The organism is Exiguobacterium sp. s161, from assembly GCF_018619045.1.
Taxonomy (GTDB): Bacteria; Bacillota; Bacilli; order Exiguobacteriales; family Exiguobacteriaceae; genus Exiguobacterium_A; species Exiguobacterium_A indicum.
In genome coordinates this window covers 1-25932 of sequence record NZ_JACSNH010000010.1, presented here as the reverse complement: position 1 = coordinate 25932, position 25932 = coordinate 1, and the positions used below count along the sequence as shown (strand labels likewise).

Annotated in this window: 27 protein-coding genes; 1 reads left to right on the top strand and 26 read right to left on the bottom strand. The window is 48.5% G+C overall.

The genetic code is table 11. The features are described 5' to 3' along the window. Positions 1 to 50: 50 nt before the first annotated feature. The 17 genes from KNQ14_RS16245 to metG all read right to left on the bottom strand — a co-directional run bounded on the left by KNQ14_RS16245 (position 51) and on the right by metG (position 18712). Complete coding sequence (locus KNQ14_RS16245) at positions 51 to 428, bottom strand: FtsB family cell division protein (protein ID WP_023466557.1); 378 nt, start codon at positions 426 to 428, stop codon at positions 51 to 53. 66 nt (positions 429 to 494) lie between these two features. Further along, positions 495 to 767 carry an RNA-binding S4 domain-containing protein gene (locus KNQ14_RS16240; protein WP_023466556.1) on the bottom strand — a complete coding sequence of 91 codons (273 nt, stop codon included), beginning with the start codon at positions 765 to 767 and terminating at the stop codon, positions 495 to 497. After that, complete coding sequence (gene yabN, locus KNQ14_RS16235; RefSeq protein WP_023466554.1) at positions 764 to 2194, bottom strand: bifunctional methyltransferase/pyrophosphohydrolase YabN; 1431 nt, start codon at positions 2192 to 2194, stop codon at positions 764 to 766. The genes KNQ14_RS16240 and yabN overlap by 4 nt, the downstream gene beginning before the upstream one ends. After that, positions 2191 to 3738: a putative polysaccharide biosynthesis protein gene (locus tag KNQ14_RS16230; protein ID WP_023466552.1), complete on the bottom strand. Its 1548-nt coding sequence runs from the start codon at positions 3736 to 3738 to the stop codon at positions 2191 to 2193. Before KNQ14_RS16230 ends, yabN begins: the two co-directional genes overlap by 4 nt. Further along, positions 3735 to 7250: a transcription-repair coupling factor gene (gene mfd, locus KNQ14_RS16225; protein ID WP_023466550.1), complete on the bottom strand. Its 3516-nt coding sequence runs from the start codon at positions 7248 to 7250 to the stop codon at positions 3735 to 3737. Before mfd ends, KNQ14_RS16230 begins: the two co-directional genes overlap by 4 nt. Positions 7251 to 7306: 56 nt before the next feature. Further along, the gene (gene pth, locus KNQ14_RS16220; RefSeq protein ID WP_214861812.1) at positions 7307 to 7864 is read right to left on the bottom strand and encodes an aminoacyl-tRNA hydrolase; all 558 of its coding nucleotides are present in this window, start codon (positions 7862 to 7864) and stop codon (positions 7307 to 7309) included. 88 nt (positions 7865 to 7952) lie between these two features. Then, positions 7953 to 8909 (bottom strand): ribose-phosphate diphosphokinase, encoded by a 957-nt coding sequence (locus tag KNQ14_RS16215; RefSeq protein WP_012368955.1) that lies wholly within the window; start codon positions 8907 to 8909, stop codon positions 7953 to 7955. Positions 8910 to 8964: 55 nt separating this feature from the next. Then, on the bottom strand, positions 8965 to 10314 hold the full coding sequence (gene glmU, locus KNQ14_RS16210; protein WP_214861811.1) for a bifunctional UDP-N-acetylglucosamine diphosphorylase/glucosamine-1-phosphate N-acetyltransferase GlmU: 1350 nt from the start codon (positions 10312 to 10314) through the stop codon (positions 8965 to 8967). A gap of 168 nt (positions 10315 to 10482) precedes the next feature. Further along, positions 10483 to 10794 (bottom strand): septation regulator SpoVG, encoded by a 312-nt coding sequence (gene spoVG / locus KNQ14_RS16205; RefSeq protein ID WP_023466546.1) that lies wholly within the window; start codon positions 10792 to 10794, stop codon positions 10483 to 10485. Positions 10795 to 10952: 158 nt separating this feature from the next. Further along, on the bottom strand, positions 10953 to 11792 hold the full coding sequence (gene purR / locus KNQ14_RS16200; RefSeq protein WP_023466544.1) for a pur operon repressor: 840 nt from the start codon (positions 11790 to 11792) through the stop codon (positions 10953 to 10955). Between the two features lie 69 nt (positions 11793 to 11861). After that, entirely contained in the window at positions 11862 to 12722 is an 861-nt protein-coding gene (gene ispE, locus KNQ14_RS16195; RefSeq protein ID WP_214749850.1) for a 4-(cytidine 5'-diphospho)-2-C-methyl-D-erythritol kinase, read from the bottom strand. Positions 12723 to 12817: 95 nt separating this feature from the next. After that, complete coding sequence (locus tag KNQ14_RS16190; protein ID WP_012368950.1) at positions 12818 to 13057, bottom strand: Veg family protein; 240 nt, start codon at positions 13055 to 13057, stop codon at positions 12818 to 12820. Positions 13058 to 13141: 84 nt separating this feature from the next. Further along, complete coding sequence (gene rsmA, locus KNQ14_RS16185; protein ID WP_023466540.1) at positions 13142 to 14020, bottom strand: 16S rRNA (adenine(1518)-N(6)/adenine(1519)-N(6))-dimethyltransferase RsmA; 879 nt, start codon at positions 14018 to 14020, stop codon at positions 13142 to 13144. Beyond that, a complete protein-coding gene (gene rnmV / locus KNQ14_RS16180; protein ID WP_023466539.1) occupies positions 14017 to 14574 on the bottom strand; it encodes a ribonuclease M5 in 558 nt (185 codons plus the stop codon). Before rnmV ends, rsmA begins: the two co-directional genes overlap by 4 nt. Positions 14575 to 14640: 66 nt before the next feature. After that, positions 14641 to 15912 carry a 3D domain-containing protein gene (locus KNQ14_RS16900; protein WP_214861810.1) on the bottom strand — a complete coding sequence of 424 codons (1272 nt, stop codon included), beginning with the start codon at positions 15910 to 15912 and terminating at the stop codon, positions 14641 to 14643. Further along, positions 15909 to 16676 carry a TatD family hydrolase gene (locus tag KNQ14_RS16170; protein ID WP_023466535.1) on the bottom strand — a complete coding sequence of 256 codons (768 nt, stop codon included), beginning with the start codon at positions 16674 to 16676 and terminating at the stop codon, positions 15909 to 15911. Before KNQ14_RS16170 ends, KNQ14_RS16900 begins: the two co-directional genes overlap by 4 nt. Positions 16677 to 16735: 59 nt before the next feature. Then, on the bottom strand, positions 16736 to 18712 hold the full coding sequence (metG, locus tag KNQ14_RS16165; RefSeq protein ID WP_256442261.1) for a methionine--tRNA ligase: 1977 nt from the start codon (positions 18710 to 18712) through the stop codon (positions 16736 to 16738). 324 nt (positions 18713 to 19036) lie between these two features. Between metG and KNQ14_RS16160 the strand changes: the two genes are divergently transcribed. Then, a complete protein-coding gene (locus KNQ14_RS16160) occupies positions 19037 to 19333 on the top strand; it encodes a transition state genes transcriptional regulator AbrB (protein WP_023466531.1) in 297 nt (98 codons plus the stop codon). Positions 19334 to 19368: 35 nt separating this feature from the next. Here the strand turns inward: KNQ14_RS16160 and rsmI are convergent, their stop codons facing one another. From rsmI to KNQ14_RS16115, 9 genes are read right to left on the bottom strand one after another with little or no spacing between them, the layout of a single operon-like run. Next, entirely contained in the window at positions 19369 to 20226 is an 858-nt protein-coding gene (gene rsmI / locus KNQ14_RS16155; RefSeq protein ID WP_214861806.1) for a 16S rRNA (cytidine(1402)-2'-O)-methyltransferase, read from the bottom strand. Beyond that, complete coding sequence (locus tag KNQ14_RS16150) at positions 20223 to 20477, bottom strand: GIY-YIG nuclease family protein (protein WP_214861804.1); 255 nt, start codon at positions 20475 to 20477, stop codon at positions 20223 to 20225. The genes rsmI and KNQ14_RS16150 overlap by 4 nt, the downstream gene beginning before the upstream one ends. Then, the gene (locus KNQ14_RS16145) at positions 20470 to 21207 is read right to left on the bottom strand and encodes a tRNA1(Val) (adenine(37)-N6)-methyltransferase (protein WP_214861802.1); all 738 of its coding nucleotides are present in this window, start codon (positions 21205 to 21207) and stop codon (positions 20470 to 20472) included. The genes KNQ14_RS16150 and KNQ14_RS16145 overlap by 8 nt, the downstream gene beginning before the upstream one ends. 51 nt (positions 21208 to 21258) lie before the next feature. Beyond that, positions 21259 to 21609 (bottom strand): DNA replication initiation control protein YabA, encoded by a 351-nt coding sequence (gene yabA / locus KNQ14_RS16140; RefSeq protein ID WP_119182633.1) that lies wholly within the window; start codon positions 21607 to 21609, stop codon positions 21259 to 21261. Between the two features lie 8 nt (positions 21610 to 21617). Beyond that, positions 21618 to 22448: a PSP1 domain-containing protein gene (locus KNQ14_RS16135; protein WP_029343044.1), complete on the bottom strand. Its 831-nt coding sequence runs from the start codon at positions 22446 to 22448 to the stop codon at positions 21618 to 21620. A gap of 6 nt (positions 22449 to 22454) precedes the next feature. Continuing rightward, positions 22455 to 23447 carry a DNA-directed DNA polymerase gene (locus KNQ14_RS16130; RefSeq protein ID WP_023466521.1) on the bottom strand — a complete coding sequence of 331 codons (993 nt, stop codon included), beginning with the start codon at positions 23445 to 23447 and terminating at the stop codon, positions 22455 to 22457. Beyond that, positions 23447 to 23776, bottom strand: a complete 330-nt coding sequence (locus KNQ14_RS16125) for a cyclic-di-AMP receptor (protein WP_023466519.1) — start codon at positions 23774 to 23776, stop codon at positions 23447 to 23449. The genes KNQ14_RS16130 and KNQ14_RS16125 overlap by 1 nt, the downstream gene beginning before the upstream one ends. Next, positions 23773 to 24411 carry a dTMP kinase gene (gene tmk, locus KNQ14_RS16120; protein ID WP_214861800.1) on the bottom strand — a complete coding sequence of 213 codons (639 nt, stop codon included), beginning with the start codon at positions 24409 to 24411 and terminating at the stop codon, positions 23773 to 23775. The genes KNQ14_RS16125 and tmk overlap by 4 nt, the downstream gene beginning before the upstream one ends. Beyond that, positions 24408 to 25826, bottom strand: coding sequence for an aminotransferase class I/II-fold pyridoxal phosphate-dependent enzyme (locus tag KNQ14_RS16115; RefSeq protein WP_214861799.1), 1419 nt, complete (start codon positions 25824 to 25826; stop codon positions 24408 to 24410). Before KNQ14_RS16115 ends, tmk begins: the two co-directional genes overlap by 4 nt. Positions 25827 to 25932: the final 106 nt, after the last annotated feature.

The following is a 25932-nucleotide window of genomic DNA, read 5'->3' as shown; positions in this document are numbered from 1 at the left end:
CTTATTATACGAGTGATTCATTCTTTTTTCAATCAATCGGCAACCTTCAATTAGTCTTCCGGTGAAAAGTAGAAGATCGTTTCCCCTTTTTTCGAATAGAGCAACTCGCTTCGAGCTAAGTTCGCTACATACTCTTTATCATTGAGACGATTGATTTCTTCCTTCAGACGGGCGGTCTCTTTTTTTGCTTTCGTCTGCTCTTGTTCGGCGACTTGAAACGACTGCTTTTGTTCAGCGATCAATTGCCGTTTCTCCATGTATGACCACCCCATGAGGGAAAAGATGAGTAAAAAGACGGTCAGACACAGGAAAAAGCGATTTTTGAGACGTCGACGGTTTTCGATGGCATTCTGACTCAACTGCTTTTTACGGTCATTGAGCGGCTTGATCTTTGGCGCAGGACGCCCTGATTCGAGCGGTGTTGGCATATCATCCCTCCTCTTTCTGAGTGGTCACCCCTGACACTCTTTAGTATACTTCCTTTTTCCGGTAAATTACATTGATTCTTCGGAATTCACCTTTTCTTCACGGATGATCTCATACATATCAGATGCTTCTTCTTTTTTGGCATGTTCTTTAATGCTCGAAATCGCAACCGTGACGATCTTGTTTCCGAACCGAATCGTCATCTCATCACCTGCTGCTACCGTGCTACTTGCTTTCGCCACATTACCATTGATTGTAATCCGACCTTGATCGGCTACTTCTTTCGCAAGCGTCCGTCGTTTGATCAGACGCGATACTTTTAAAAATTTATCAAGTCTCATGACTGTTCCTCCTGCTTCGCTTGATGCCAGAGTGAATCTTGCTCTTCAAGCGTCATCTCAACGAGCGGTCGATCCGCTAGCTGTTCCATTCGCGTAAAGCGACGGATGAATTTATCGTTCGTCTGTTGTAGCCCCTCTTCTGCCGAGAGACCAAGGTATTTCCCAACGAGTGTTATCGAAAACAGAACGTCTCCGAATTCACCTAGTCGTTCTTCTGGTGCGGCTTCCTTCAATTCACGTAACTCTTCGATTACTTTTTCAAGTGCACCCTCGACGTCACTCCATTCAAAACCGACTTTCGCCACTTTCTTTTGAATGTCTTCTGCGCGCATCAAGGCAGGTGCCCCTTTAGTTACGCCATCGAGCAAGGAAGTCCGCTCCGGTTTCTCTTGTGCTTTGATGTCTTGCCAGTTCGAAACGACGTCTGCCGAAGAATCGACAATCGTTTCTCCGAACACATGTGGATGGCGACGAATCATCTTATCACTGACGCTTCCGATGACATCTCGAATGTCGAAATACCCTTCATCTAGACCAATTTGTGCATGGAGCATGACCTGTAAAAGGACGTCTCCTAGCTCTTCTATCATTAAGTTATCGTCCTGAAGGTCGATTGCTTCCAGTAATTCATAAGATTCTTCGATTAAATGACGTTTTAAGGACTCATGTGTCTGCTCTTGATCCCATGGGCAACCGCCTTCACCACGTAACCGTGCGACAATCTCTTTTAATGTCGCGAAGTCACGGTTCAGCGTCTGCTCATCCGTAACAGGTGGCACGTAGACTGTCGTCAAGTTACTGAGCGTCGTCACATGATCGAGTTCATACAACGGCACGCTTTGGACAGTTTGTTTGCTTGTACCCGCTGCTGTGACCAGAGTGACGAGATGTTCGTCCGGATAACGTTCCATCAGCTGAACCTTTAAATCACCGGCGACGAGCGCATCATAGACTTGTCCAATCAGCAAATGTTGACGGATCTGCGCTTCATCGACGGTAAACGCCGTCGCATCAAGCAACTGAAATCCTTCAATCGGATCCACGCCAAGCGCCGCGAACATCGGATCAAGAAAACTTTGTCCGCCTACAACGTCGACCGCGTCCGTCCGCTCTAATAACTGCTGGACGGTACTCTCAGCGACCAGTGGATGACCTGGGACGGCATAGATGATGTCCGTCGTCTTTGAGAGGCGAAGCAATTCCTCAACGATTTCTGTGTATACGTCTTCAAACCGACTATGTCGTTCGTAAACCGAGTCAAATGATGTAAAGTTCATTCCCTCTGCCGCGAGTTCTGAAACGACTGGATGATCCATTGTCCGTAAATAGACAGGCTGTGTCGTGTTTTTTAATAATCGATAGATGCCAAACGGCAATTGTTCGAGTTCGCCGACGCCAAGGCCGACGATCGTGATTCGGTGTGTCATATACTCCTCCTACGTTGGTACATCTGATATAACTTATCTCCTAAAGGCAATAGCGCCCACTCTTGTGCTGTTAATGCACGAACGCGTAATGCCATACTGCCATAAATGATGGCACCACCGACGACAAGGACGCCGACTTCGAGTGCCGCACCGATTCGTGTCTCAAGCTCAAACAGCCGGAAGAACGTTTCGATCAGGTACAGAAACACACTCATGGCGAGCACAGGTAAGACCAGTCGTCGGTAGAACGCGTTTCCTGCCGATACGCGACCGAATTTCCGGTTCAATAAAATCCATTGTGCTGTCGCCATGACGGCAAAACCGCCAAATGTCGCCATACCCGCCCCGATCATACCATATCGGGGAATGAAATAGAGATTCAGAACGAGCTTCGCCCCTAATCCGACAAGAACACCAACGAGCGCATATTTTTCAGCATCGACCGACTGGAGACAAGAGATGATCATCATCGCAATCGAAGCGGCAAATGCCGTCGCCGCGAGCCAAATCAACCCTGCTGTTCCCTGGTCATCTTGATACAACGCAATATTGAGCGGACGCATCACACCCATTAGTCCGATTGTCGCTGCAGCGGCAATCAATAGACCGGAACGGAGTAATGTCTCGAGTTGTTGACGCATCATCTGCGGATCATGCTTTCGATATGCGGTTGATAAGGATGGAACACTCGCAAGACTCATCGATGTCGCAAAGAGAATCGCGAATTGCAGTAACGGATACCCACGGTCGAGCACCCCTTTTTCAATTTTCGTCTCCGTCGTATTGCCAAGTAGATTGACGAACGTCAATCCATCGATCAATTGCATCAGTAACAAGGCAAGTGAGGCGATACTGACCGCCACCCCGCTTGTCACGAGCACTTTCCCGACCCGACGTACGTGAATACCTGAAAACACAGGACGACCGATCTTCCCTTTCGCAAAACGTAACAGGACGAATAACGAAACGATGCTGCCACCGATCGCTGTCAGATGGGCACTGGCACCAATCCAGTAAGGGTCCGCCTGCATCGAGACGCCGATATAGGTCACGAGCAACAAGAGTCCGACACGGACGGCATTTTCAGAGACTTGGGATACAGCCGTCGGTCGCATCTCGAGATCTGCTTGAAACATGCCTCTAAGAACGGCAATCACAGGTAGTAAATAAAACGTACACGTGACGGCTCGCAACGGAACAACGAGTTTATCGTCTCCAAACCAACCCGCCAGTGTCGGGGCAATCCACCATCCGAACAGACCAAAGAAGACCGTCATCGCAAGTAAGACGTACAAAATCGACCATAAAACTTCTCGTTTTTCATCTGGATGATGGAGCGTCAACTTCGCCACGATGACGGGCAGCGCATAAATACCTAGCGCTGCCGCTATCGCGAATAAGGGATAGACCGTCTGATAGACGTACAGTCCGAAGTCACCTGCAAGGTTCTGATACGGAATCCGGTAAAAGAAGCTGAGCAGTTTCGAGATATAACTAGAGATCGCAAGCAGTGCTGCGCCTTGCGCAATCGTTCGTCTATTCATCGTGCGACGAGCCGACGATCAAGCTCTGCTAGCAACTGTTCTGCTTGCATCGTCATCTGTTGCGTCGACTGCTTGTTGCGGTTGAGCGTCAAGACGAGTTTCTGTTCTTGTTGCCCCATCCCTAGACCACGTCCAAGCGGAACGGTCCATTTGACGAAATCCGCCACATCCAACTGCTGTGTTGATTGAAGTGACAAGACGATCTCGATTTTCGGATCGGTTTGTTTGACGCGCTCGACACGCGCTCGTTCAGCAAAAATCCGCATCCGCGTCAGTTGGATCAAACGAGCAACCTCATCCGGGAACTCACCGAATCGTTCGAGCATCTCTGTTTCAAGTTGTTCGAGACTATCGACGGTATCGACATATTTCAAACGTTTATAAAATTCGATTTTCAGCTCGGAGTCCGTCATGTAGTGCGATGGAATATACGCATCAAGACTGAACGTGAACTCAGGTACGAATTTCTGGACGCGTTTTTTGCCCTTCATCCGTTCTTTCCGTTCTTCAACCGCTTCTGCCAGCATCTGCGAATAAAGATCGAAACCAACAGAGTCGATGAAGCCCGATTGTTGGGAACCGAGTAAGTTCCCGGCGCCACGAATCGATAAGTCACGCATCGCAATTTTAAAGCCGCTACCGAGCTCCGTGAATTCCTTGATCGCTTGCAGTCGACTTTCTGCGACTTCCGTCAATCGTTTTTGCGGACGGTACGTAAAGTACGAATAGGCGACGCGACTTGATCGACCGACACGACCGCGCAATTGATACAGTTGGGATAGTCCCATTTGATCCGCGTCATGAACGATCAACGTATTGACGTTCGGAATATCGATTCCTGTCTCGATGATCGTCGTACTGACAAGAACATCTGCATCCCCTTCGAAGAACGCGATCAACTGACTTTCGAGTTCGGTTTCCGTCATCCGACCGTGCGCCGTGACGATCCTCGCTTCCGGTACGAGCGCGCGAATCTCTTCTGCCTTTCGCTCGATGCCTTCGACCCGGTTATACAAGAAGAACGCTTGTCCACCCCGGCCGAGTTCTCGTTCGAGCGCTTCTCGCATGACGATTCCGTCGTATTCCATGACGTATGTCTGAACCGGATACCGGTTTTCCGGCGGTGTCTCAAGGACCGAGAGATCACGGATCCCGATCATCGACATGTGCAATGTCCGCGGAATCGGTGTCGCTGTCAACGTCAAGACGTCAACGTTCGTCTTCAACTGTTTCAGACGTTCTTTGTGTTTTACACCGAATCGTTGCTCTTCATCAATGATCAATAATCCGATATCAGCAAACTGGACGTCTTTCGACAGCACACGGTGTGTCCCGACGACGACATCGATCGTTCCCTCTTTTAGACCTTGTTTCGTCGCCTTTAATTCTGCTGGCGAACGGAACCGGCTCATGACCGACACACGAATCGGCCATTCACTGAATCGCTCAAGCATCGTTTCGTAGTGTTGTTGTGCAAGGACAGTTGTTGGTACGAGTAACGCGACTTGTTTTCCAGACATGACCGCTTTGAACGCTGCTCGAATCGCAACTTCCGTTTTCCCGTATCCAACGTCGCCACATAATAGACGATCCATCGGACGCGGACGTTCCATATCCTTCTTGATCTCGGCAATCGATCGTAATTGATCGACCGTTTCCTCATACGGGAACGAAGCCTCGAATGCTTGCATGTTATCGTCGTCCTCTGGGAACGCAAAACCGACGGCAGCCTCGCGAGCCGCATAGAGCTTGATTAACTCATCAGCAATATCCTCGACCGATTTCTGGACTTTCGCTTTGACCTTTTTCCATTCCGTCCCGCCGAGTTTATAGATCTTCGGCTCTTTCCCTTCAGCCCCGACATACTTTTGAATCAAGTCGATCTGATCGACAGGAACATACAACGAGTCCTCTCCCGCGTAAACGAGATGGAGATAGTCCTGATGATTACCGGCTACATCAATCGTCTTGATGCCGTGGTACCGACCAATCCCATGATGAATATGAACGACGTAATCGCCTGTCTTCAATTCTTGGTAGCTCTTAATCCGTTCAGCGTTCGTCAGCTTCGTCGTTTGCTTCCGGCGACGCGCTGGTTGCTTGAAGACTTCTTCTTCCGTGATGACGACGAGACGCGCATTCGTCATCTCGAATCCACCATGAATTCCCCCAATCAGGATTGCTGGTTGACCACGAGTGATGCCTTCTTTCGTTACGATCGAGGCTTCGACCCCATAATCGGATAACGTCTGACGCATCCGCTCGGCACGTTCTCGGTTACTCGCTAAGAAAACCATCCACATGTCAGCGCGACGATATCGCTCGACTTCTTGCTTCAGGCGTTCCATCTGACCATGGAACGGTGCAATCGGTTTGATGCTGAAATGGATTGCCGCACTTTCCGGTACCCCGCTCCGACGAGTCGGTAGGAGCGAGAGATACAACAATGGTTGTCCTTCAAAGACATGTGCCATCGGAACGGACAGGACGTAATCACTGACGCTTTGTCCGCGTTCAATGAGAGACGCCATCCATTCTGCTTCCTCTGCATCCTGGACTTCCGCCGCTTCTTCGACCCGTGCGACTTCATCGACGATCAAGACGCTTCCCGTCACGTCTTGACGTAACGTCGACGTGTAGAGGATCGGTGCATACTTCGCGAACTGTTTCGGACGATCGCCGTTTTCTAGCAACTCGACGTCATAAGCAATTCCCTCTTCAAGTGCCGCGAGGACTTCCGTACTTTGGACGCGCTCTTTCGTCGCCTCATAAAGACGACGGACTTTTTCACCCGCGTCCTTCAACTGATCCTTCGTCGCGAAATGTTCCGCCGCTGGCATCAAACATGCTTCTGCGACGACACCGAGTGAGCGTTGTGTCTCCGCATCGAATGTATAGATCGAGTCGACTTCCTCGTCGAATAGATCCAGCCGGTATGGACGTTCGACCGTGAGCGGATAAATATCGATGATACTTCCGCGAACAGCAAACTCACCAGGTGTCGTCACGGTCGCTGTCCGTTCGTACCCCGCATCGACTAAATCTTGGACGAAGTCCGGAATCGATAAGATGTCGCCCGGCTTCACTTGTTTGACGTGTGACAGGAACGTCTGTGCATCCGGAACATATCGGCGTAAACCGACGAGCGGAATGATCAAAATTCCGTCGTCCGTCGTCAGTAAACGATGACGGGTCTCGATCCGCGTCGCCCGCAGTTCTGGACTTGCGCCATAAGAAAGTTCTGCTGCTAACGTCTCATCGACCGGATAGAGCATGACGTCTTCTTCCGGTACAAGTTCAATCAAATCATCGTACAGTTTTTGTGCTTGGAACATATTATGTGTCACGAGTACGAATCGACGTTTCGTCTCCTGATAAATCCCGGCGACGAACAATGCTTTCCCACTGTTCATCAGACCGGTGATCAACTGAGCGTTAACACCGTCCCGGAAGCGTTCCCGAACCGTCTTGATTTCAGGAATCGCTAGTAAGAGTTCTTGTAATTGTTTCATCTTCTTCCTCCTAAAACACGACAGCAAAAACGCTTTGGAACCCCAAAGCGTTGCGTTCAGTTATACCGATTCATCAAAGCGAGAAACGGTGTGTCTATGAAGTCTGTCGCTACATCGACAGACGCATTGAGTACGTGTTGCAAACTTCCTTGTTCTGCCTTCGAAAAATTCATTAATACCCAGTCAATGACTTGGATGGGTGTCGGTGGTCGACCGACGCCGAGCTTAAGACGCTTGATCTCCTGCGTACCGAGGTGCTGGATCAACGACTTGACGCCGTTATGACCGCCTGCACTGCCTTTTGAACGCAACCGTAGTTTCTCAAGCGGCAAGTCCAGATCGTCATAGATGACGAGCACATCTTCGACCGCAATTTTATAGAAATCAAGTAACGGTCGCACCGCTTCACCTGATAAGTTCATATACGTCAATGGCTTGACGAGCACGACACGTTCTCCGTTTATCATTCCCGTTCCGAAGAGGGCTTTAAACTTCGATTCTGAAAGCTTGATCCCGTGCTTCTCCGCTAAGGCATCAATCGCAAGAAAACCGATGTTGTGGCGCGTATTCGCATACTTCGCTCCAGGATTCCCTAATCCGACGATACATTTCATATCGATTCCTCATTTCTATTTAAAAAAGTAAACGAACAAGGGTCCGATTTCAATAAACCGGACCACGTCGTTCGTATGCATCAAGCAATCAGCTGAAGAGCGGGCTGATTGATTTCTGTTCGTGTACACGGATGATTGCTTCTGCAAGCAAGCGTGCTACAGAGATTTGTTTGATTTTGCTTGCACATTCGCGTTGTGTCAAGTCGATCGTGTTCAAGACGACGAGTTCTTCGATCGCTGAGTTCTCGATCCGTTCCATTGCTGGACCCGAAAGAACAGGGTGTGTACAACATGCATAGACTTGTTTCGCTCCGTTTTCGATCAAAGCGTTCGCTGCAAGTGTGATCGTACCCGCTGTATCGATGATGTCATCGATGATGATGGCAATCTTGCCATCGACTTGACCGACGATGTTCATGACTTCTGCGACGTTCGGTTTCGGACGGCGTTTGTCGATGATCGCGATCGGTGCTTTTAATTGTTCTGCTAATTTACGTGCCCGTGTGACACCGCCATGGTCTGGAGAAACGATGACGAGTTCGTTTGGATCGATGTTCTTTTTCTCGAAGTATGAAGCGAGAAGCGGTACACCCATCAATTGATCTACTGGAATATCGAAGAACCCTTGGATTTGTGCTGCATGGAGATCCATCGTCACGACGCGTGTCGCCCCTGCTACTTCAAGCAAGTTCGCAACGAGTTTCGCCGTGATTGGCTCACGTGAACGTGCTTTGCGGTCTTGACGCGCATAACCGTAATACGGAATGACGACGTTGATTGTCCGTGCAGACGCCCGTTTCAGTGCATCGATCATGATGAGAAGTTCCATCAGGTTTTCGTTGACTGGTTGGCTTGTCGATTGAATGATGTAAATATCATCCCCTCGGACACTTTCTTCGATGTTCATCGAAATTTCGCCATCACTGAAGTGTTTGACTGAACTTTCGCTGACTGGGATTCCGATGACTTTAGCGATTTCCTCTGCCAGTGGTTTGTTCGAGTTGAGTGCGAAAATACGAATTTCATGTTCTAAGACAGTAGACATGTGTAGGTGGCCTCCATTTGTTTGGGTTTAGACGAGTAGAGCGACAAGTAATGAATTAACGATAATCGGGTTTCGTCGTTTGACGTTCCCGTGCGATCGCGAGACCGTTTTCCGGCACATCATCCGTGACGGTTGATCCGGCAGCAACAAGGGCGTTCTTTCCGACCGTGACCGGTGCGATCAAGTTGACGTTACAGCCGATGAAGGCATCGTCCTCAATGATCGTCTGGAATTTATTTTTTCCATCGTAGTTGACCGTGATCGATCCACAACCGAGATTGACGTTCTCTCCGATCGTCGCATCTCCGACATAGCTCAGGTGGGCTGATTTGCTACCTTCACCGAATGTTGATTTCTTGATCTCAACGAAGTTTCCGACGCGTGTGTTCGCCCCGAGAACTGCTTGTTGACGTAAATGCGCGAATGGACCGACTTGCGCTGCTGGACCAATTTTGCTGTCCGTGACGACGGATTGACGAACAATGGCACCATCTGCCACTTCACTGTTACGGATATCCGAGTTCGGACCAATCGTACATTCTGAACCAATGACCGTCTGACCGAGTAATTGCGTTCCCGGATAAAGAACAGTATCTGAACCAATCGTGACATCCGGTCCGATATACGTCGAAGACGGATCAACGAACGTGACACCTTGACGCATCCAGTACTCGTTCGTCCGCTTGCGCATCGATGTTTCCGCTTGCGCAAGTGCGACGCGATCGTTGACACCAATTGTCTCTTCGAACGTAGGTGCCGCATACGCTGCGATTGTTTCGCCTGCTGCCTTTGCAATCTCAATCACGTCTGGTAAGTAATACTCACCTTGCGCGTTATCGTTCTTGACCTGCTTCAGCGTCGCGAACAACATCTCATTATCAAAGACATACGTACCAGTATTGATTTCACGAATCGCGAGTTCTTCTGCATTCGCATCCTTATGCTCGACGATTTTCGAGACGTTTCCGTCTTCACTGCGTACGATTCGTCCGTAACCAGTCGGATCGTCAGCGAGTGCCGTCAAGACAGTCACTTTTGCGTTCGTCTCCGTATGATGTTGTAACAATGAAGCTAATGTCTCGCTCGTCAAGAGCGGTGTATCGCCGCAGACGACGAGTGTCGCTCCCTGTTCGTTCCCAAGTACGGGTTCTGCCATTTGAACAGCATGTCCTGTGCCAAGCTGCTCACTTTGAAGTGCGTATTCCACCGATGTGCCAAGCACTTCTTTGACGGATTCCGCACCGTGACCGACGATGACGACCTGTCGCTTGACGCCGAGCGTCGCTAATTGATCGACGACGTGCTGTACCATAGGTTTCCCAGCGACTGGGTGAAGTACTTTGTAAAGCTTCGATTTCATCCGAGTTCCTTTACCCGCTGCTAGAATTACCGCGAAATGATTCATCCTTGTCGCTCCTCCACGTAAATTAGTGTTGATTTCGTTCTGAAATAGTACACTCGTTCCAACTATAACGAAAACGGCACCGTTATTCAATGATGGGACGAAGCGGAATCGAGGAAAAAACGAGAAAAAAGACAGCTTTTCCCAAGAAGAGAAAAGCTGTCTTTTTCCTTATACTTGATCTGTCGTTTGAACAGAAGCGACTTCGTAACCGATGCCTTCTTCTTGTTCCTCACGTGCCGCATAAGCTTCGAGTACTGAATCTTCGACCTTTTTTCGCATTAATGCATTGATTGGATGAGCGACATCCCGGAAGATACCTTCTTGCGTTCGTTTGCTTGGCATGGCGACGAAGAGACCACTATTCCCTTCGATGACACGCAAATCATGTACCACGAATTCGTGGTCGAGCGTAATAGAGGCAAGTGCTTTCATTCGACCCTCTGCCACGACGCGACGAATTTTAACGTCCGTAACGTTCATTTTGTCCGCACCCCTTTAACCGTTGTCACAACTCTTCGTTGTCTACTTCTACTTACGGCTTAAAACAAATAAAGGTTTAGTCTTTCCCAATCTTTTTACGCATAATTTCCAAAAGTTTGATAATTACAGTATAGTTACAATCCATGCGGCTGTCAATTTCAGGTAGTCTCGGCTTCCGAGAAATAGTGATCGACGTTTCCACGCTTGACTTGGATTTGACCGAGATCGACGTCGACGTCCGCTAATTTCATTAAGCTGACGTATTCGTTGACCATCTTCTTCTCAGCACCCTCTGCCTCGATCAAGACCCCAACACCTGCAACCTTTGCTTCGAACTCGCTCAAGAGACTCATCATTCCACGAATCGTTCCGCCAGCTTTCATGAAGTCATCGATCAATAAGACGTTCGCTCCACGTGGCAAGCTCCGACGCGCAAGTGCCATCGTCCGGATCGCTTTTGAAGACCCTGAAACATAGTTGATGCTGACCGTAGATCCTTCCGTGACACGACTATCTGAACGCACGATGACGAACGGCACACCCAGTTGCTCAGCGACCGCATAAGCAAGCGGAATCCCTTTCGTCGCGATCGTCATGACGACATCAACTTTCTTTTGGCTAAAGACAGATGCAAACACTTGCCCCATTTGTTTGACCATCTTCGGATCCCCGAGTAAGTCCGTCAAATAGAGATATCCCCCCGGTAACAGTCGATCTGGACGTGCGACACGTTCACATAGATCATCGATGAACGGTAACGCCTTCTTACTGCTCCACGTCGGGATGAACATGACGCCACCCGCAGCACCTGGTACCGTGACGAGACGACCCGTTCCCTCATGTTCTAACATCTCGCTGACGATATCTAAATCTTCACTGATCGACGATTTCGCCGATTTGTAGCGTTCTGCAAAAATCGTCAATGAGACGAGATGATGGGGATGGTCAAGCAAGTACCGCGTCATGTCGACCAATCGACCACTTCTCCGAATTTTCATTTGTTTTGTTCCACCTCTCCGTAATTCCGAATATTCAATAGTGAATATATCATTTTCATACGGATATTATCAATGGTTTTCGCCTAAAAGACGAACGACGTAGACTTCGTTACAAAAGCCACGTAATCCATTATAGAGACGTTGTGCCCGATTCTCGTGTTCCGTCAACGCAAAGACTGTCGGACCACTTCCGCTCATCAAGACGCCTTCTGCGCCACAACTCGCCATGAATTCCTTGATCTGCTCGACTTCCGGGTGCATCGGCAACGTGACCGATTCGAGAACGTTCCCGAGTGACTGGCAAATGCCTTGGAAATCTTGCGCCTTCACCGCATCGATCATCGCTTCGACGTTCGGACGTTTTGCCGTGTTCAAGTCGAGGGCACCATAGACGTCAGCCGTCGAGACACCAATCGTCGGTTTGGCAAGAACGACCCAGCATGGTGGTGGTGAGACAAGTTTTTCTAGCTTCTCTCCGCGACCTGTTGCAATCGCTGTTCCACCCATGACACAAAACGGAACATCAGATCCAACCGCTGCGCCAACTTCCGCCAACTCTTCAAGCGTCAAGTCGAGTTGCCATAACTCATTCAAACCGCGTAACGTCGCTGCCGCGTCACTGGAACCACCAGCAAGTCCCGCTGCGACCGGGATGTGTTTCTCTAAAAAGATTTCGACCCCCGTCTTGACGTCGTATTTTTCTTTTAAGATCGCTGCTGCTTTATACGCAAGATTACGTTCGTCGTTTGGAACGTAAGCATGCTGGGCATTCATGCGAATTTCTCCTGACGGCAGCTCCGTCAATTCTAGACGGTCTGCCAAATCGACTGTCGTCATCACCATATGTACATCGTGATAGCCGTCCGGGCGCTTTGCCGTCGCATCCAGGACTAGGTTGATCTTGGCCGGAGCCTTTACAATAATCGTCATCGTGCCGTTCCTCCTCTAGTTCGTTTCCTGTAGGAATTGTATCAACCTTTCCACAAAAAAAGAAGCGAACATTTTGTCCGCTTCGGAAGGTAAGTTTACGAATTCGCAAATTCGATTTGTACGGAGTCTGTTAGCACGTCGGCGTAGCTATAAGAAACTCGCTCGACATTGTGGCGCTCTGCGTCTAGCTTGACTACAAACACCGAAGGATACGTCTCAACGAGCGTTCCGATTCGGGTTACGACCTTTTTACGACCGCCGCTTGCTTTTAGCGTCAGTCTTTCACCAACATGTGTTTCGAAAACATGTCTGATTTCGTTCAACGTCTTTGGCATACGCTTCACCTCACTAATATTTATTATAGCATATTAAATAAATATTAGAAAGGGGAAATATTATATCTGTTCTAATCGTATCCGTCAACGTTTTTTAATTGGCAAAAGTGCATCCGCTAACTGTGCGAATTCCTGCAGGCTGAGCGTTTCTCCGCGACGACGTGGTTCGATTCCAGCTTCCAACAATGCCGCTTCGACCGCCGCCTTTTCCGTCTTCCCGAAGTGTGTCGTCAAGTTGTTCAAAATCGTTTTCCGGCGTTGTGCAAAACTTGCTCGGACGATTTCGAAGAATAATGCCTCATCCTGTGTCTGTACCGCCGGCTCTTTTCGAATGTTCAAACGGATGACTGCTGAATCGACATTTGGTGCCGGAATGAAGACTTGTTTTGGAACCGTGAAGCAGACTTCAGCTTCCGCATAATACTGAATTGCGATCGATAGAGAACCGTATGCTTTCGTGCCCGGTTTTGCACCGATTCGTTCAGCGACTTCCTTTTGAATCATCATGACGAGCGTCCGAAACGGTGCTTTCGCTTCGAGAATCCGCATGATGATCGGTGTCGTGACGTAATACGGGAGGTTCGCGACGACGGCAATGTCAGTGATGCCTTCTTGCGTGAACTCTTCTGCGACGATCGTCGAAAGATCAAGTTCAAGAGCATCGCCGTGAATGACCTTCGTATGAGGATACGGTGAAAGTGTATCGTCAAGAATCGGTAGCAACCGCTGATCGATTTCAAGAGCGACGACTTTTTTCGCCTGTTTCGCCGATTGTTCCGTCAATGAGCCGATTCCTGGTCCGATCTCGAGTACGCCGCTCTCAGGCGTTAATCCAGCTGCCCCGACGATGTTTCCTAATACGTTTAAATCGATTAAAAAGTTTTGTCCCAACGATTTTTTAAACGAAAAGCCATGTTTCGCTAAAATTTCTTTCGTCCGATGCAATGTAGCAATGTCTTTCAAACTTCTTCCTCCTCTAATTGTTTCAATGCCGCTTCCCATTCCGCCCGCGTGATTCGGATCGATGCGACGCGTTTGACGAGTTGTTTTGCATTCGGTTCACCAATCGCAAGAATCTGACCGAGACGACGACGGCGGATCGAGGCTGCTGGTCCACCAATCAAATCAGCTGCCAGAATCATCTCACGTGTCACTTCAGCAACCGGTGCTTCTTCCGTCTCATAGACAGCAGCGAGCGCTTCTTCGATTGCGGCAGGTGAGGCATGCTCCACACCGATTTTGCCTCGCTTGTCTTTTGCTTGAGCACGCGGAAGATAAGCATGTTTACAGCCTGGTACGCGTTCATTGATTCGAGCACGGATACGATCTCCTGGAAAATCAGGATCCGTGAAAATGATGACACCGCGCCGTTCCAGCGCCTTCTCGATGCGTTGCATCGTTTGTTCGTTGACGGCTGAGCCGTTCGTTTCAATTGTATCGACATCAAAGACTTCTTGTAATCGTGTCGTATCATCCCGTCCTTCGACGACGATGACTTCTTTTAAGCGTTTCCGCATGATCTCTCCACCTTCTTCAAACACTCTCGTAATTGTACCTGTTTCCACGAAAAAAACAAGGAAGCGTCACGTGTCCGCTTCCGTTGCACTAGGAATGACCCAGACTTGCAGTTGTTTTCGACCGAACGTCTTCGCTTTTTGTTCTCCGTCGACCAAGACATCAATCTTATTGCCTTTGATGGCGCCACCGGTATCGAGGGCGATCGCAAGCCCCACTCCTTCGACGTAGACCTTCGTACCAAGCGGAATGACCTTCGGATCAACCGCGATAATCGGCATCCCTTGATAGGTGATCGTATCCGTCACGTCATACCCGGTCGCGGTCAAGGCACGACCGTTATACAAACGACTGCCGTTTGAAGCTGGATCGTTCGTATACGCCGTCGCTTCGACCATCAAGCTCTTCGCACTTGCAAAATCAAGATCCGTATCGGCCTTCGGTGTTTCAGCTAACGGATTCGTCGCCTGTTCTTCGTTGAAGACAGGCGCTTCGACGGGTGTCTCGACCGGTTTGGTTCCGACTTTGACGACTTGTTTGACGGGTGTCTGCGTCACTTGATCACCAATCAGTTTTTTCTCTTTGCTCAAACCGTTAGTAAGCGTCAATTGATACTTTTTCGTTCGGACACCTGGACGACCAGATGCCGTCACGAGTTGTTCGCCTTCCGGTAAAGTTGGGTCCTCGACTTCTTCGATCTCAAACGGGACGAGCTGTTCCTGCGTCAACGTTGCACGACGTGTCGTGTTGACCGTAATCAACGTCCCTTCCGTCACGCGAGTGTCGGGATCTGGAGCGACCCGATCTTCTTTTTGCAAGCGAATCCCTTCTCGCGCTAACAATTCCCGGACCGACGTCTCATATGTGTAGAGTTGTCGGGCTTTTCCACCGACGACAAGATCAACAGGAAAAGCTTCTCGGTATCGCACCGTCATGCCACTCTTCAGAACAGCGTCAGAGGACGGATAGATATCATCCGTCTCCGCTTTTTTGATACCACGTTCTGCCAGCAAATCCTTCACTTGGCGCGCCTGCGTCCGAACACGACGGGATTCACCATAGCCCATGATCAGTGTGATCTCTTTCGCACGCTGAATGACGATCAACCGTTTTTCTGGTAAATCAGCACTGAGCGCTGGTTCGATGATGTCATTCGTTCGCGTCGTGATGCCTGCTTCTTTAAGTACGCCATAAACGGAATCGGCTGTCGTTTCAATTTGCTGCTCTTGTCCATCAATCAAGACGGTCACGGTTTGTGGATGATCCATCATTCCATAGATGAGTGCAGCAACAAGTAAGAGGCTGAATCCAATCGTAGTAAACGTCAACGAACGCATCATGGCAAGCGGAAGACCCGTTTGGCATTTTCGGTCGTTGCTGCTTCGACGTCGGCATACATCATGCCACGGAGCTGCGCAATCTCTTCAGCGACGAACCGGACATAAGCGGGTTCGTTGCGTTTCCCGCGGTGTGGCGTCGGTGTCAGATACGGACAATCCGTCTCGACGAGTAGACGATCGAGCGGGACTTCCTGCGCAACACGCTTCGGCATCTTCGCATTCTTGAACGTGACGGGACCTCCGAGTGAAATATAGAAGTTCATCGCCAGGCAGCGTGGTAATAATTCCGCACTCATGCTGTAGCTATGCAGAATCCCACCGACTTCTTTCGCATCTTCTTCTTCAAGAATCCGTAATGTATCTTCTGTCGCTTCCCGATTATGGATGACGATCGGCTTCTTTTTCTGCTTCGCAAGCCGGATTTGTTTACGAAAAGCTTCCTGCTGCACATCTTTCGGTGACGTATCCCAGTGATAGTCGAGCCCAATTTCTCCAAGCGCAACGACTTTTTCGTGATCCATCAACCGTTCGACCTTTTGGTACGCCTCCTCATCAAAATCAATCGAGTCGACGGGATGCCACCCGATGACCGCATAAAGATCATCGTACGCTTCGACGAGTTCCATCGCACGATCAATCGTCTTATGATCAAATCCGACGACGATCATCGGTGAGACACCGTTCGCGCGTGCCCGCTCAATCGTCTCGTGGACGTCGTCCGCGAATTGGTCTGCATTTAAGTGAGTGTGTGTATCGATTAACATAGCTGTTCGACTCCTTCTTTAAAAAAATGCCTGTGACATGGAGTCCACAGGCATCGGTTTTATTTTACGCTTGCGCCGTTCGCCATCGTTGACGGAACCGTCGCCAGTTCAAGTTTTCCTGCTTTTTCAGCAGCAAGGACCATTCCTTGTGAGAGTTCGCCACGTAACGTGACCGGTTTTAAGTTCGCCACGACGATGACTTTTCGTCCGACTAAATCTTCCGGCTCATACCACTGAGCGATACCAGAGACGATTTGGCGTGTTTCTTTGCCCATATCGACTTGTAACTTCAATAGTTTTTTCGCCTTTTTGATCTTTTCAGCCGTCACGACTTCACCGACACGGAGTTCGATTTGGTCAAAGACATCGATTGTCGTTTCTGGACGAATATCTTCGTCTTCTTCAACTTCCTCTTCCTCAACACGTGCTGCAGAAGCTTGGCGCATCATGTCGACGATTGCTTCGACTTCTTCTTTGACGTCGAGACGTGGGAAGATTGGTGTCGCTGTACCGACTTTCGTTCCTGGTGCGATGTCTGCGAATTTCTCGAGCGCTGCCCAGTCCATCGCTTGTCCAGAGAGACCCAGTTGCGCGAAGATCTCTTTTGGTGAACGCGTCATGAACGGTTGCAACATGATCGCCACGTGACGCAAGACGCCAACGAGATGCACCATGACAGAACCGAGTTCCGCCGTTTTGGATTCGTCTTTTGCAAGCACCCACGGTTGTGTCTCATCGATGTATTTATTGGCACGGCTGATCAATTGCCAAATGTTCGACAGTACGACAGAGAATTCCATGTGTTCCATCGATGCTTCGACTTTCGTGACCGTTTCTTTTGCAAGATCCGACAGTGTCGCATCAAACGGTGTCACGTTACCTGTATAGGCTGGGATCTCACCATCAAAGTATTTCGTGACCATCGCGATCGTCCGGTTGAGTAAGTTCCCGAGATCGTTCGCCAAATCATAGTTCATCCGCTCAACGAATGCTTCAGGTGTGAACATACCGTCCGAACCGAATGGCACTTCCCGTAAGAGGTAGTAACGAAGGGCGTCGAGACCGTAGCGATCCGTCAACGGAATCGGATCGACGACGTTTCCTTTTGATTTCGACATTTTTCCGTCTTTCATCAACAACCAACCATGTGCGAAGACTTTCTTCGGTAATGGGAGGTCAAGCGCCATCAAGAGTGCCGGCCAAATGATCGTGTGGAAACGAACGATTTCTTTTCCGACGAGATGGACATCTGCTGGCCAGTACTTATCGAAGTTACCGTGATCGTCCGTACCATAACCAAGTGACGAGATGTAGTTCGTCAACGCATCGATCCAGACGTAGACGACGTGTTTTGGATTCGACGGGACTTGTACACCCCAGTTGAATGTCGTCCGTGAGACCGCTAAGTCTTGAAGACCTGGTTTAATGAAGTTATTGATCATTTCGTGTTTACGTGATTCTGGCAAGATGAATGACGGATTCGCTTCAAAGTACTCAAGCAGACGGTCCGCGTACTTACTGATCCGGAAGAAGTAACATTCTTCGCGAACGAGTTCGACCGGGTGTCCACTGTCAGGGCTCTTCCCGTCGACGAGTTGTGATTCCGTATAGTACGTCTCATCCGGAATCGAATACCAACCTTCGTATTCACCTAAATAGATATCGCCTGATTCAAGAAGTGTCTCGAACACTTTTTCGACGACTTTCTTGTGACGTGGTTCCGTCGTCCGGATATAATCATCGTACGAGATGTCGAGACGATCCCATAAGACTTTAATCTGTTCGACGACACCGTCGACGAATGCCTGTTCCGAAATCCCTGCTTCTGCTGCTTTTTCCTGGATCTTTTGACCGTGCTCATCGCTACCTGTCAAATACCGGACGTCGAATCCTTGAAGTCTTTTGTACCGTGCCATCGCATCTCCAGCCACCGTCGTGTACGCGTGACCGATATGTAGTTTTGCACTTGGATAATAAATCGGGGTCGTGATATAAAATGTCTTTGCCATGTTATTCCTCCGTTCTCTGATTTCCATCTTCATTATAGGCTATTATACGCTGTTACGGGACTGATGTCGAAATTCACTTTTTGTCGAATCGAAACATTTTTTGACATCAGACATCAAATTACAAAAAAACACACTCTATAGTTTCATTTCCTTTAAAAAGGGAAAATATATTAATAAATCGTTTCAAATATGGGTTTTTTGAGAAATAAATGACATTTTGATTTCAAGCTATTCAGATTGGTTGACTACTTTTGGAAAGTCTAGTATTCTACATTCTATAGAAACGATGTCGAATTTTGACGATTTTTCAAAAGAAAAAGAGATCCATGACATCAAAGGAGGAACAACAAAATGAAATCAACAGGTATTGTACGTAAAGTAGACGAGCTCGGTCGTGTCGTAATTCCAATCGAATTACGCCGTACACTTCAAATCGCAGAAAAGGATGCCCTCGAGATCTATGTCGACAACGAACAGATCATCCTTAAAAAATATAAACCAAACATGACTTGCCAAGTGACAGGTGAAGTATCAGAAGATAACTTCAAATTGGCTGATGGTAAATTGATTCTTTCACCAGATGGCGCACAACGCGTTCTCGTTGAATTAAAAGATTTCCTCGATCGTCATTACGCAAGCAACGAATAAACAAAAAAGGAAGCTCCTTAACGGGGCTTCTTTTTTTAATCTGCTTCGTGAAACGCAAGGTATAGTTCCTGACGATCCAGTCCCCGTTCCTTGGCGACACGCTTCAATGCCGCGTTCGGCTTTTCGCCTTCTTCGATATACCGACGGATTTGCTCGAGCGGATCACTGTCTTGGATGACCGCTTCCGGTCGTTCTTCGTTTGATCCTTCAACGAGGACGACAAACTCGCCCCGAACGTCTTCTGCTGCCCAAGCACGTAATTCACTCACGCTCCCCCGAATGTATTCCTCATACCGTTTCGTTAGTTCCCGGGCTAACGTCACCTGACGATCACCGAGTACTTCCTCGATCCCTTGCAACATCTCTTTCAAACGATGTGGTGCTTCATAAAAGACGAGCGTTCCGGTTTCGTATTTCAATTGCTCCAACGCTTCGCGACGTTCTTTTTTCTTCCGTGGCAAAAAGCCGTAATATAAAAAGCGTTCCGTCGATAATCCGGACGCGACAAGAGCGGTCAACGCAGCGTTCGCACCCGGAAGAACGATGACAGGGATGTCTGCTGCAATCGCTTGGCGGATCAAGTCGCTTCCCGGGTCCGAGATGCCAGGCATACCGGCGTCGGAGACGAGGGCAATTTGTTTTCCTGCCTCTAAATCAGCGAGGAGTCGTTCGCCGCTTGTTTGTTTATTGTGTTCATGGTAACTGACAAGCTTCGACTCAATCGAAAAGTGTCGAAACAGTTTCATCGTCTGCCGCGTATCTTCTGCTGCGACGATATCGGATTCCTGTAAAATCCGTACGGCCCGATACGTCATGTCTTCTAAATTGCCGATTGGTGTCGGGACGATATAGAGACCGGCTCCTTGCTGTTGATAGCTACTCGTCGCTTTCATGAGGTTCCTCCTTGAATCAACCGTTCTTTTTGTGAACGGGTTAATTGTTTAATCGCATATTCCCGCTTCATTGCCTCTGACTTCGTCGCGAAAACTTCCTGATGAACGAGGACGACCGGCAGACGGGCACGTGTATACTTCGCACCCTTACCTGCGTTATGTGTCGTAATGCGTTGTGTGACGTCTACGGCGTAACCCGTATAATACGTATCATCTTGGCACCGAACGATATAGACTGCATGCTCAGACATCGAACAGTTCTTTCATCTGAGCCGCATACGAGTTGTCCGCTTCATAGACGATGAATGGGGGAAGCACCTTTAGTCCAGGTTTTGCATCCTTGATCCCCTCGATCAAGAGCATGTTTGCTTCCTTCTCTGCTTTCGGATAAATCAGCTGCATCCGTTTCGGTTCCAAGCGATACGTCCGCATCAAGGTGACGATATCGAGCAGTCGTTCCGGTCGATGAACGAACGCTGCTTTTCCGCCTTGTTTCAACAAATCAGATGCACCTCGAATACAGTCTTCAAGGGTACAGAGGACTTCGTGCCTTGCAATCGTATAATGTTCACTTTGGTTTTGGTTCGATGTCTCATTTGCTAAAAAATATGGCGGATTGCAGGTGACAGCATCATAGATGCCGTATCCAAGACGCGCTCCCGCCTCTTTGACGTCCCCTTCAATCATCTCAATCCGGTCGTTCAGTTCATTCAAGGTGACGCTCCGTCGTGCCATCTCCGCTAGTCGTGGCTGGATTTCAAGACCCGTGATCTGCCCTTTCGTCCGGTAGGATAAAAAGAGTGGAATTGCACCGTTTCCTGAACAGAGATCGGCAATCCGTCCCTGTTGAATTGGGACCCACGCAAATCGTGCGAGCAGTGCCGCGTCAAGTGAATACGAGAAGACGGATGGACTTTGAATGATTTTCCCTTCCTGTCCTAAGAGATAATCAAGTCGTTCGTCTGGTAATAGTTCAAACATGTCGTGCCTTCCTTTCCGAAAAAAAGACTGACTCATGTAGAAGTCAGCCTCTCAATGTTTCGTTAACATGGATAAGCAAAAGAGACAATCGCCGTCTTTTCGTACTTGTCCATAATGCAAGTTACAGATGTGGAACCCTTCCTGGTACAATCGCCCGAGATTATCGTAGCCCGCACCGACGCCTGCTTCCGCTTCTTCCGCTTCCGTGACCGGCTGTTGTTCATCGCGTTCGACTTTTTCTCGAAGATGATGATTCTCCAGGTACAGATGTTGGTTCTCTTCCATCATGTAAGCCAGCTGATCCTTTAACACGCTCAGATGCTCAGTCAGCAAATGAATCTGTTGCTCAATCGCATCGACACGCGTAATGATTTCTTTTTTATCGACTCTCTCCACGCGTATGCACCCCGTTATTCTTTTGGTCGTTTTGGTTTTACGGCACCAACGGATAATAGTTCTTCCATTGAATACGTCAAGACGCGGGAACGATCCTTCAGTTCGATTTGAACGACTTGATCGAGGATGTTCAAACCAACGACGCGTCCTTCGCCTTCAGGTACTGTCAAACGTTTTCCGTAGTCCGGCAAATCACGGCGCATTTCTTCATACGTATCGTTCTCGTATTTCAGGCAGCACATCAAACGACCACATACTCCTGAAATCTTCGTCGGATTCAACGACAGGTTTTGATCTTTTGCCATCTTGATCGAAACCGGTTCGAACTCACCGAGGAAAGATGAACAACATAAGACACGACCACACGGACCGATGCCTCCTAGTAACTTCGCTTCATCCCGAACACCGATTTGACGGAGTTCGATACGCGTCCGGAAGACCGCCGCTAAATCTTTGACGAGCTCACGGAAGTCAACACGTCCTTCTGCCGTGAAGTAGAAGATGACCTTATTGCGATCAAACGTGTACTCGACATCGACCAATTTCATATCGAGTTTATGTTCACGGATTTTTTCGACACATACCGCATGCGCATCAAGCGCTGCGACTTTATTTTCGCGGACGATCATTGCATCCTTATCGTCAGCAATCCGAAGAATGGATTTCAGTGGCAACACCACATCTTCTTCGTCCATTTGTTTATCGGCGATGACCACTTCGCCATATTCAATGCCCCGTACCGTCTCAACGATGACTGCTTGTCCTCGTGATAATGACTCTTGTCCAGGTGCAAAATAATAAATTTTGCCCGCTTCTTTAAAGCGAACGCCTACTACTTCTAGCATGTCGCTCTACCCTTTCTGTAAGTCAAACATGAGACGCTCAACTGTTAATTGGGGATTAACATTCGCTTCGACCCGTCTTACTGCGGCAAGCACAGCTTGCAACCAGCGGGTGATCGTCGTCTGGCTCTTGGACCCCATCTGTTCAAGTTGGGGTTTACTATTCGTATAGGTCATACCTTCCCACGCCGGATTCAGTTTCAGACGTAAGACATCCTCGAAGAAACAAGTGACGAGTTCAAGACCGATTCGGACATCCTGACGGTTTTTGAATTGTCCCATCCATTTCTCTTGTACGAACAGTGGTAAATCAGCCGGACGATTCGCTAATTCCTCCATCAATTGTAACACTGACGCTCGCGCATTTACAAACCAGTCTTCGAGTAATGCTTCTTCTGCATCCTCGACTTTTGGATAGACACGCGCTGCCAATTGCGTCAACTCGTGGTCCCGTCCCGTTTTTTCAGATAAAACCTCGCCAATCATTTGACGATCCGCCGGACGAAAACTTAATAACTGTCCCCGCGATCGAATCGTCGGTAAAAGGAGCTGGGGTTGATTCGTCAACAATAAAGCCACTTTTCCTTCTCCTGGTTCCTCAAAGAACTTCAGCAAACTGTTTGCTGCCTGGGGAGTCATCTTATGGGACTGGGTAATGACATAAATCTGACGATCGCCTTCAAGTCCTCGGAGTGAGAGATCATGCATCAATTGTTGAATCTGTTCTTTTTTGATGGTCGCGCCATCTGGTTCGATTTCATAATAATCGACCAAGTTGCCACTTTCCATCCGCCGACAGCTACGACAGACACCACACGGTTCTACATCGACCGGGTCCTCACAAAAAAGGCTTTTCGCGAACAAGTGAGCCGCTTCAAGTAGAAGCGGCTCATAGTCTCCGGTGAAGATATAAGCGTGATTGATTCGATCGTTTCGTAACGAATTTTGAAGAATCGTCGAAATGACCGATTGTGTCTGTTCCAGTTCATGAAACGTCTGCATCAGAATTGATGAAACCCTTCGATTGGCAAGACGAAGACCGTTGCCCCGCCTACCTGGACTTCAACAGGGTAAGGGATATAAGAATCGGCATGACCACCCATTGGTGAGATTGGAGAAACCATCTGTTCGCGGCTTGAACAGTTCTTTTTGATCAATCGCAACAAATCATCGAGACGCTCACTCTGTACACCAATCATGAACGTCGTGTTCCCTTCTTTAAGAAAACCACCTGTCGTTGCCAGTTTCGTTGCTCGGAAATCATGCTCGACAAGTGCTTCCGCCAAACGTAAGCTATCTTTATCTTGAACGATCGTAATGACCATTTTCATGAAAATCTCTCCTTTTCTTCTAAATAGGTAATGACATCTTCCACTAAGTCCTGATGAATCGCTTCAATCGATCGATTGGCTTGTACGATCTTCACCCGTTCCGGATCCGATGCTGCAATCTGTTGGAAACCTTCATAGACGCGGGCACGAAACGCATCATCTCGCTGCTCGATTCGATCAAGTGCTCCCCGGTCCATCATTCGTTTTTTAGAATCCGTTACTGTTAAATCAAATAAATACGTTCGGTCTGGCGCTAACCCACCTGTTGCAGAATCATTGATTTGACGCACGAAATCAATCGGATGTCCGAGACCATACCCTTGATACGCAAGTGACGCATCAACGAATCGGTCACATAAAACTATTGTGCCTGCCTCTAACGCCGGTCGAATCAATTCCTCGACATGCTGGGCACGAGACGCTGCATACAGCAGAATTTCCGTCATCTCTTTCATCTCTTCAAAATCAGGATTCAAAATCAACGAACGAATTTCGTTTCCAACGCGTGTGCCACCTGGCTCGCGGGTCGTCATGACGTTATAGCCCTTTTCTTTTAACACATCGCCAAGCAATTGTAGTTGTGTCGTTTTACCGGCACCATCTGGTCCTTCGACAGTAATGAACGTACCTTTCATTCTTCAAACCCTTCCTCTATGACGCGTAACGCTCCTCGTTGCAATTGTTCGCCCCCTTGCAAATGAACGGCTACGGTTTGATAATATCGTAAACGTAGTACCTGTTCCGCCGTAATGCGTTCGCCTCTGACGATCAACGGAATGCCTGGCGGGTATGGAACAATCGTTTCGAGTGAAACATGACCGATACACTCATCCAGCTGACGGAACATACCTGTTGCTTGTTCTAACTGTTCATAAGAACAAGCTAAAGCAGATACCTGTATTTTACCCATAATTGGTTGCTCGATATACCTTTTCAAAGGAATTCCTTCTGATTTCATCATTTGAATGGCTCGTTCGACACGGTGGACCCAGTCATTCTGCTCAGACTTTGTTAGCGGACGAAGTGGCAAAATACAGACGACGTGATCTCCTAGAGCAAATTCCGCATCGAGTTGAACAGCTCGTAACGCGTGCAACAACGCATCTCCTGGATATCCCTCATACGTTAATGTCATCCGCGACCAATCATCGAATCGCAGAACCGTCATATGATCGAACCGTTGAAGTGCCTCGATGAATGCATCATGACTAGCTTGAACATCTGACATCCCTTTAACTGTCCATTGTTCACGATAGGAACGGGCGTAATCTAATGAAGCCAAGAGTAAATATGAAGGACTCGAAGTCTGAAACGCTTGAAGCGCTCGCTGTAACTTCCTTCTCATCTTTTCTGAAAATCGCTCATGCATCCATGCTCCCATCGTCAGTGCTGGAAGTGTTTTATGGGCAGACTGGACAACAGCAGTTGCTCCTAATTCAAATGCAGAGCGTACACCAAATGCTTCACCGAAGTGTGCGCCATGTGCTTCATCCACTAATAAAGGGAGCCCGTGCGACGCTGTGAGCTGAACGAGTGACGTGATATCAGCTGCTTCCCCGTAATAGGTCGGTGAAGTGATAAACACGCCGACTCCTCCTGGATATTTCGTAAACGCTTCCTTTAATGTTTCACGTGAAACATGTCCACTGATTCCCGTTTCCTTATGGATGTCTGGTTCAAGAAAGATCGGTTCGATTCCTAACCATTCTAGTGCATTAAACACGGATTTATGCGAATTACGCTGTACATAAACACGCTCTCCTCTTGCTGCTGTAGCGGCAAGCATCGCCCAGTTTCCAACGGTCGAACCATTCACAAGGAAATGACTCGCTTTTGCACCGTAGACTTTTTGCAACAAAGCTATCGCGTCAGCAATAGCCTCTTCCGGATGATGAAAATCATCTAGACCAGGTAATTCTGTGACGTCCCATTTAAAGAAGTCAGGAAGAGGCGTCAATGTCCCATTCTTATGACCAGGAACATGCCATGAGATGGGCGATCGATCTAAATGACGTTGAAGTGCATGTACAATAGGAAGTTCGTGTTTCATGAAAAAGCTCCTTTTCCTCTAAAATGATTACACAAAAAGACCGACCTGCAATCTGCAGATCGGTCAAGTGCCTGGCAACGTCCTATCCTCACAGGGGGAAGCCCCC

Coding starts and splice junctions, on each gene's coding strand:
- KNQ14_RS16245 (WP_023466557.1), bottom strand. CDS start 428: ATGCCAACACCGCTCGAATCAGGGCGTCCTGCGCCAAAGATCAAGCCG.
- KNQ14_RS16240 (WP_023466556.1), bottom strand. CDS start 767: ATGAGACTTGATAAATTTTTAAAAGTATCGCGTCTGATCAAACGACGG.
- yabN (WP_023466554.1), bottom strand. CDS start 2,194: ATGACACACCGAATCACGATCGTCGGCCTTGGCGTCGGCGAACTCGAA.
- KNQ14_RS16230 (WP_023466552.1), bottom strand. CDS start 3,738: ATGAATAGACGAACGATTGCGCAAGGCGCAGCACTGCTTGCGATCTCT.
- mfd (WP_023466550.1), bottom strand. CDS start 7,250: ATGAAACAATTACAAGAACTCTTACTAGCGATTCCTGAAATCAAGACG.
- pth (WP_214861812.1), bottom strand. CDS start 7,864: ATGAAATGTATCGTCGGATTAGGGAATCCTGGAGCGAAGTATGCGAAT.
- KNQ14_RS16215 (WP_012368955.1), bottom strand. CDS start 8,909: ATGTCTACTGTCTTAGAACATGAAATTCGTATTTTCGCACTCAACTCG.
- glmU (WP_214861811.1), bottom strand. CDS start 10,314: ATGAATCATTTCGCGGTAATTCTAGCAGCGGGTAAAGGAACTCGGATG.
- spoVG (WP_023466546.1), bottom strand. CDS start 10,794: ATGAACGTTACGGACGTTAAAATTCGTCGCGTCGTGGCAGAGGGTCGA.
- purR (WP_023466544.1), bottom strand. CDS start 11,792: ATGAAAATTCGGAGAAGTGGTCGATTGGTCGACATGACGCGGTACTTG.
- ispE (WP_214749850.1), bottom strand. CDS start 12,722: ATGACGATTATTGTAAAGGCTCCGGCCAAGATCAACCTAGTCCTGGAT.
- KNQ14_RS16190 (WP_012368950.1), bottom strand. CDS start 13,057: ATGCCAAAGACGTTGAACGAAATCAGACATGTTTTCGAAACACATGTT.
- rnmV (WP_023466539.1), bottom strand. CDS start 14,574: ATGCGGAAACGCTTAAAAGAAGTCATCGTCGTCGAAGGACGGGATGAT.
- KNQ14_RS16900 (WP_214861810.1), bottom strand. CDS start 15,912: ATGATGCGTTCGTTGACGTTTACTACGATTGGATTCAGCCTCTTACTT.
- KNQ14_RS16170 (WP_023466535.1), bottom strand. CDS start 16,676: ATGTTAATCGATACACACACTCACTTAAATGCAGACCAATTCGCGGAC.
- metG (WP_256442261.1), bottom strand. CDS start 18,712: ATGGAAATCAGAGAACGGAGGAATAACATGGCAAAGACATTTTATATC.
- KNQ14_RS16160 (WP_023466531.1), top strand. CDS start 19,037: ATGAAATCAACAGGTATTGTACGTAAAGTAGACGAGCTCGGTCGTGTC.
- rsmI (WP_214861806.1), bottom strand. CDS start 20,226: ATGAAAGCGACGAGTAGCTATCAACAGCAAGGAGCCGGTCTCTATATC.
- KNQ14_RS16150 (WP_214861804.1), bottom strand. CDS start 20,477: ATGTCTGAGCATGCAGTCTATATCGTTCGGTGCCAAGATGATACGTAT.
- KNQ14_RS16145 (WP_214861802.1), bottom strand. CDS start 21,207: ATGTTTGAACTATTACCAGACGAACGACTTGATTATCTCTTAGGACAG.
- KNQ14_RS16135 (WP_029343044.1), bottom strand. CDS start 22,448: ATGCTAGAAGTAGTAGGCGTTCGCTTTAAAGAAGCGGGCAAAATTTAT.
- KNQ14_RS16130 (WP_023466521.1), bottom strand. CDS start 23,447: ATGCAGACGTTTCATGAACTGGAACAGACACAATCGGTCATTTCGACG.
- KNQ14_RS16125 (WP_023466519.1), bottom strand. CDS start 23,776: ATGAAAATGGTCATTACGATCGTTCAAGATAAAGATAGCTTACGTTTG.
- tmk (WP_214861800.1), bottom strand. CDS start 24,411: ATGAAAGGTACGTTCATTACTGTCGAAGGACCAGATGGTGCCGGTAAA.
- KNQ14_RS16115 (WP_214861799.1), bottom strand. CDS start 25,826: ATGAAACACGAACTTCCTATTGTACATGCACTTCAACGTCATTTAGAT.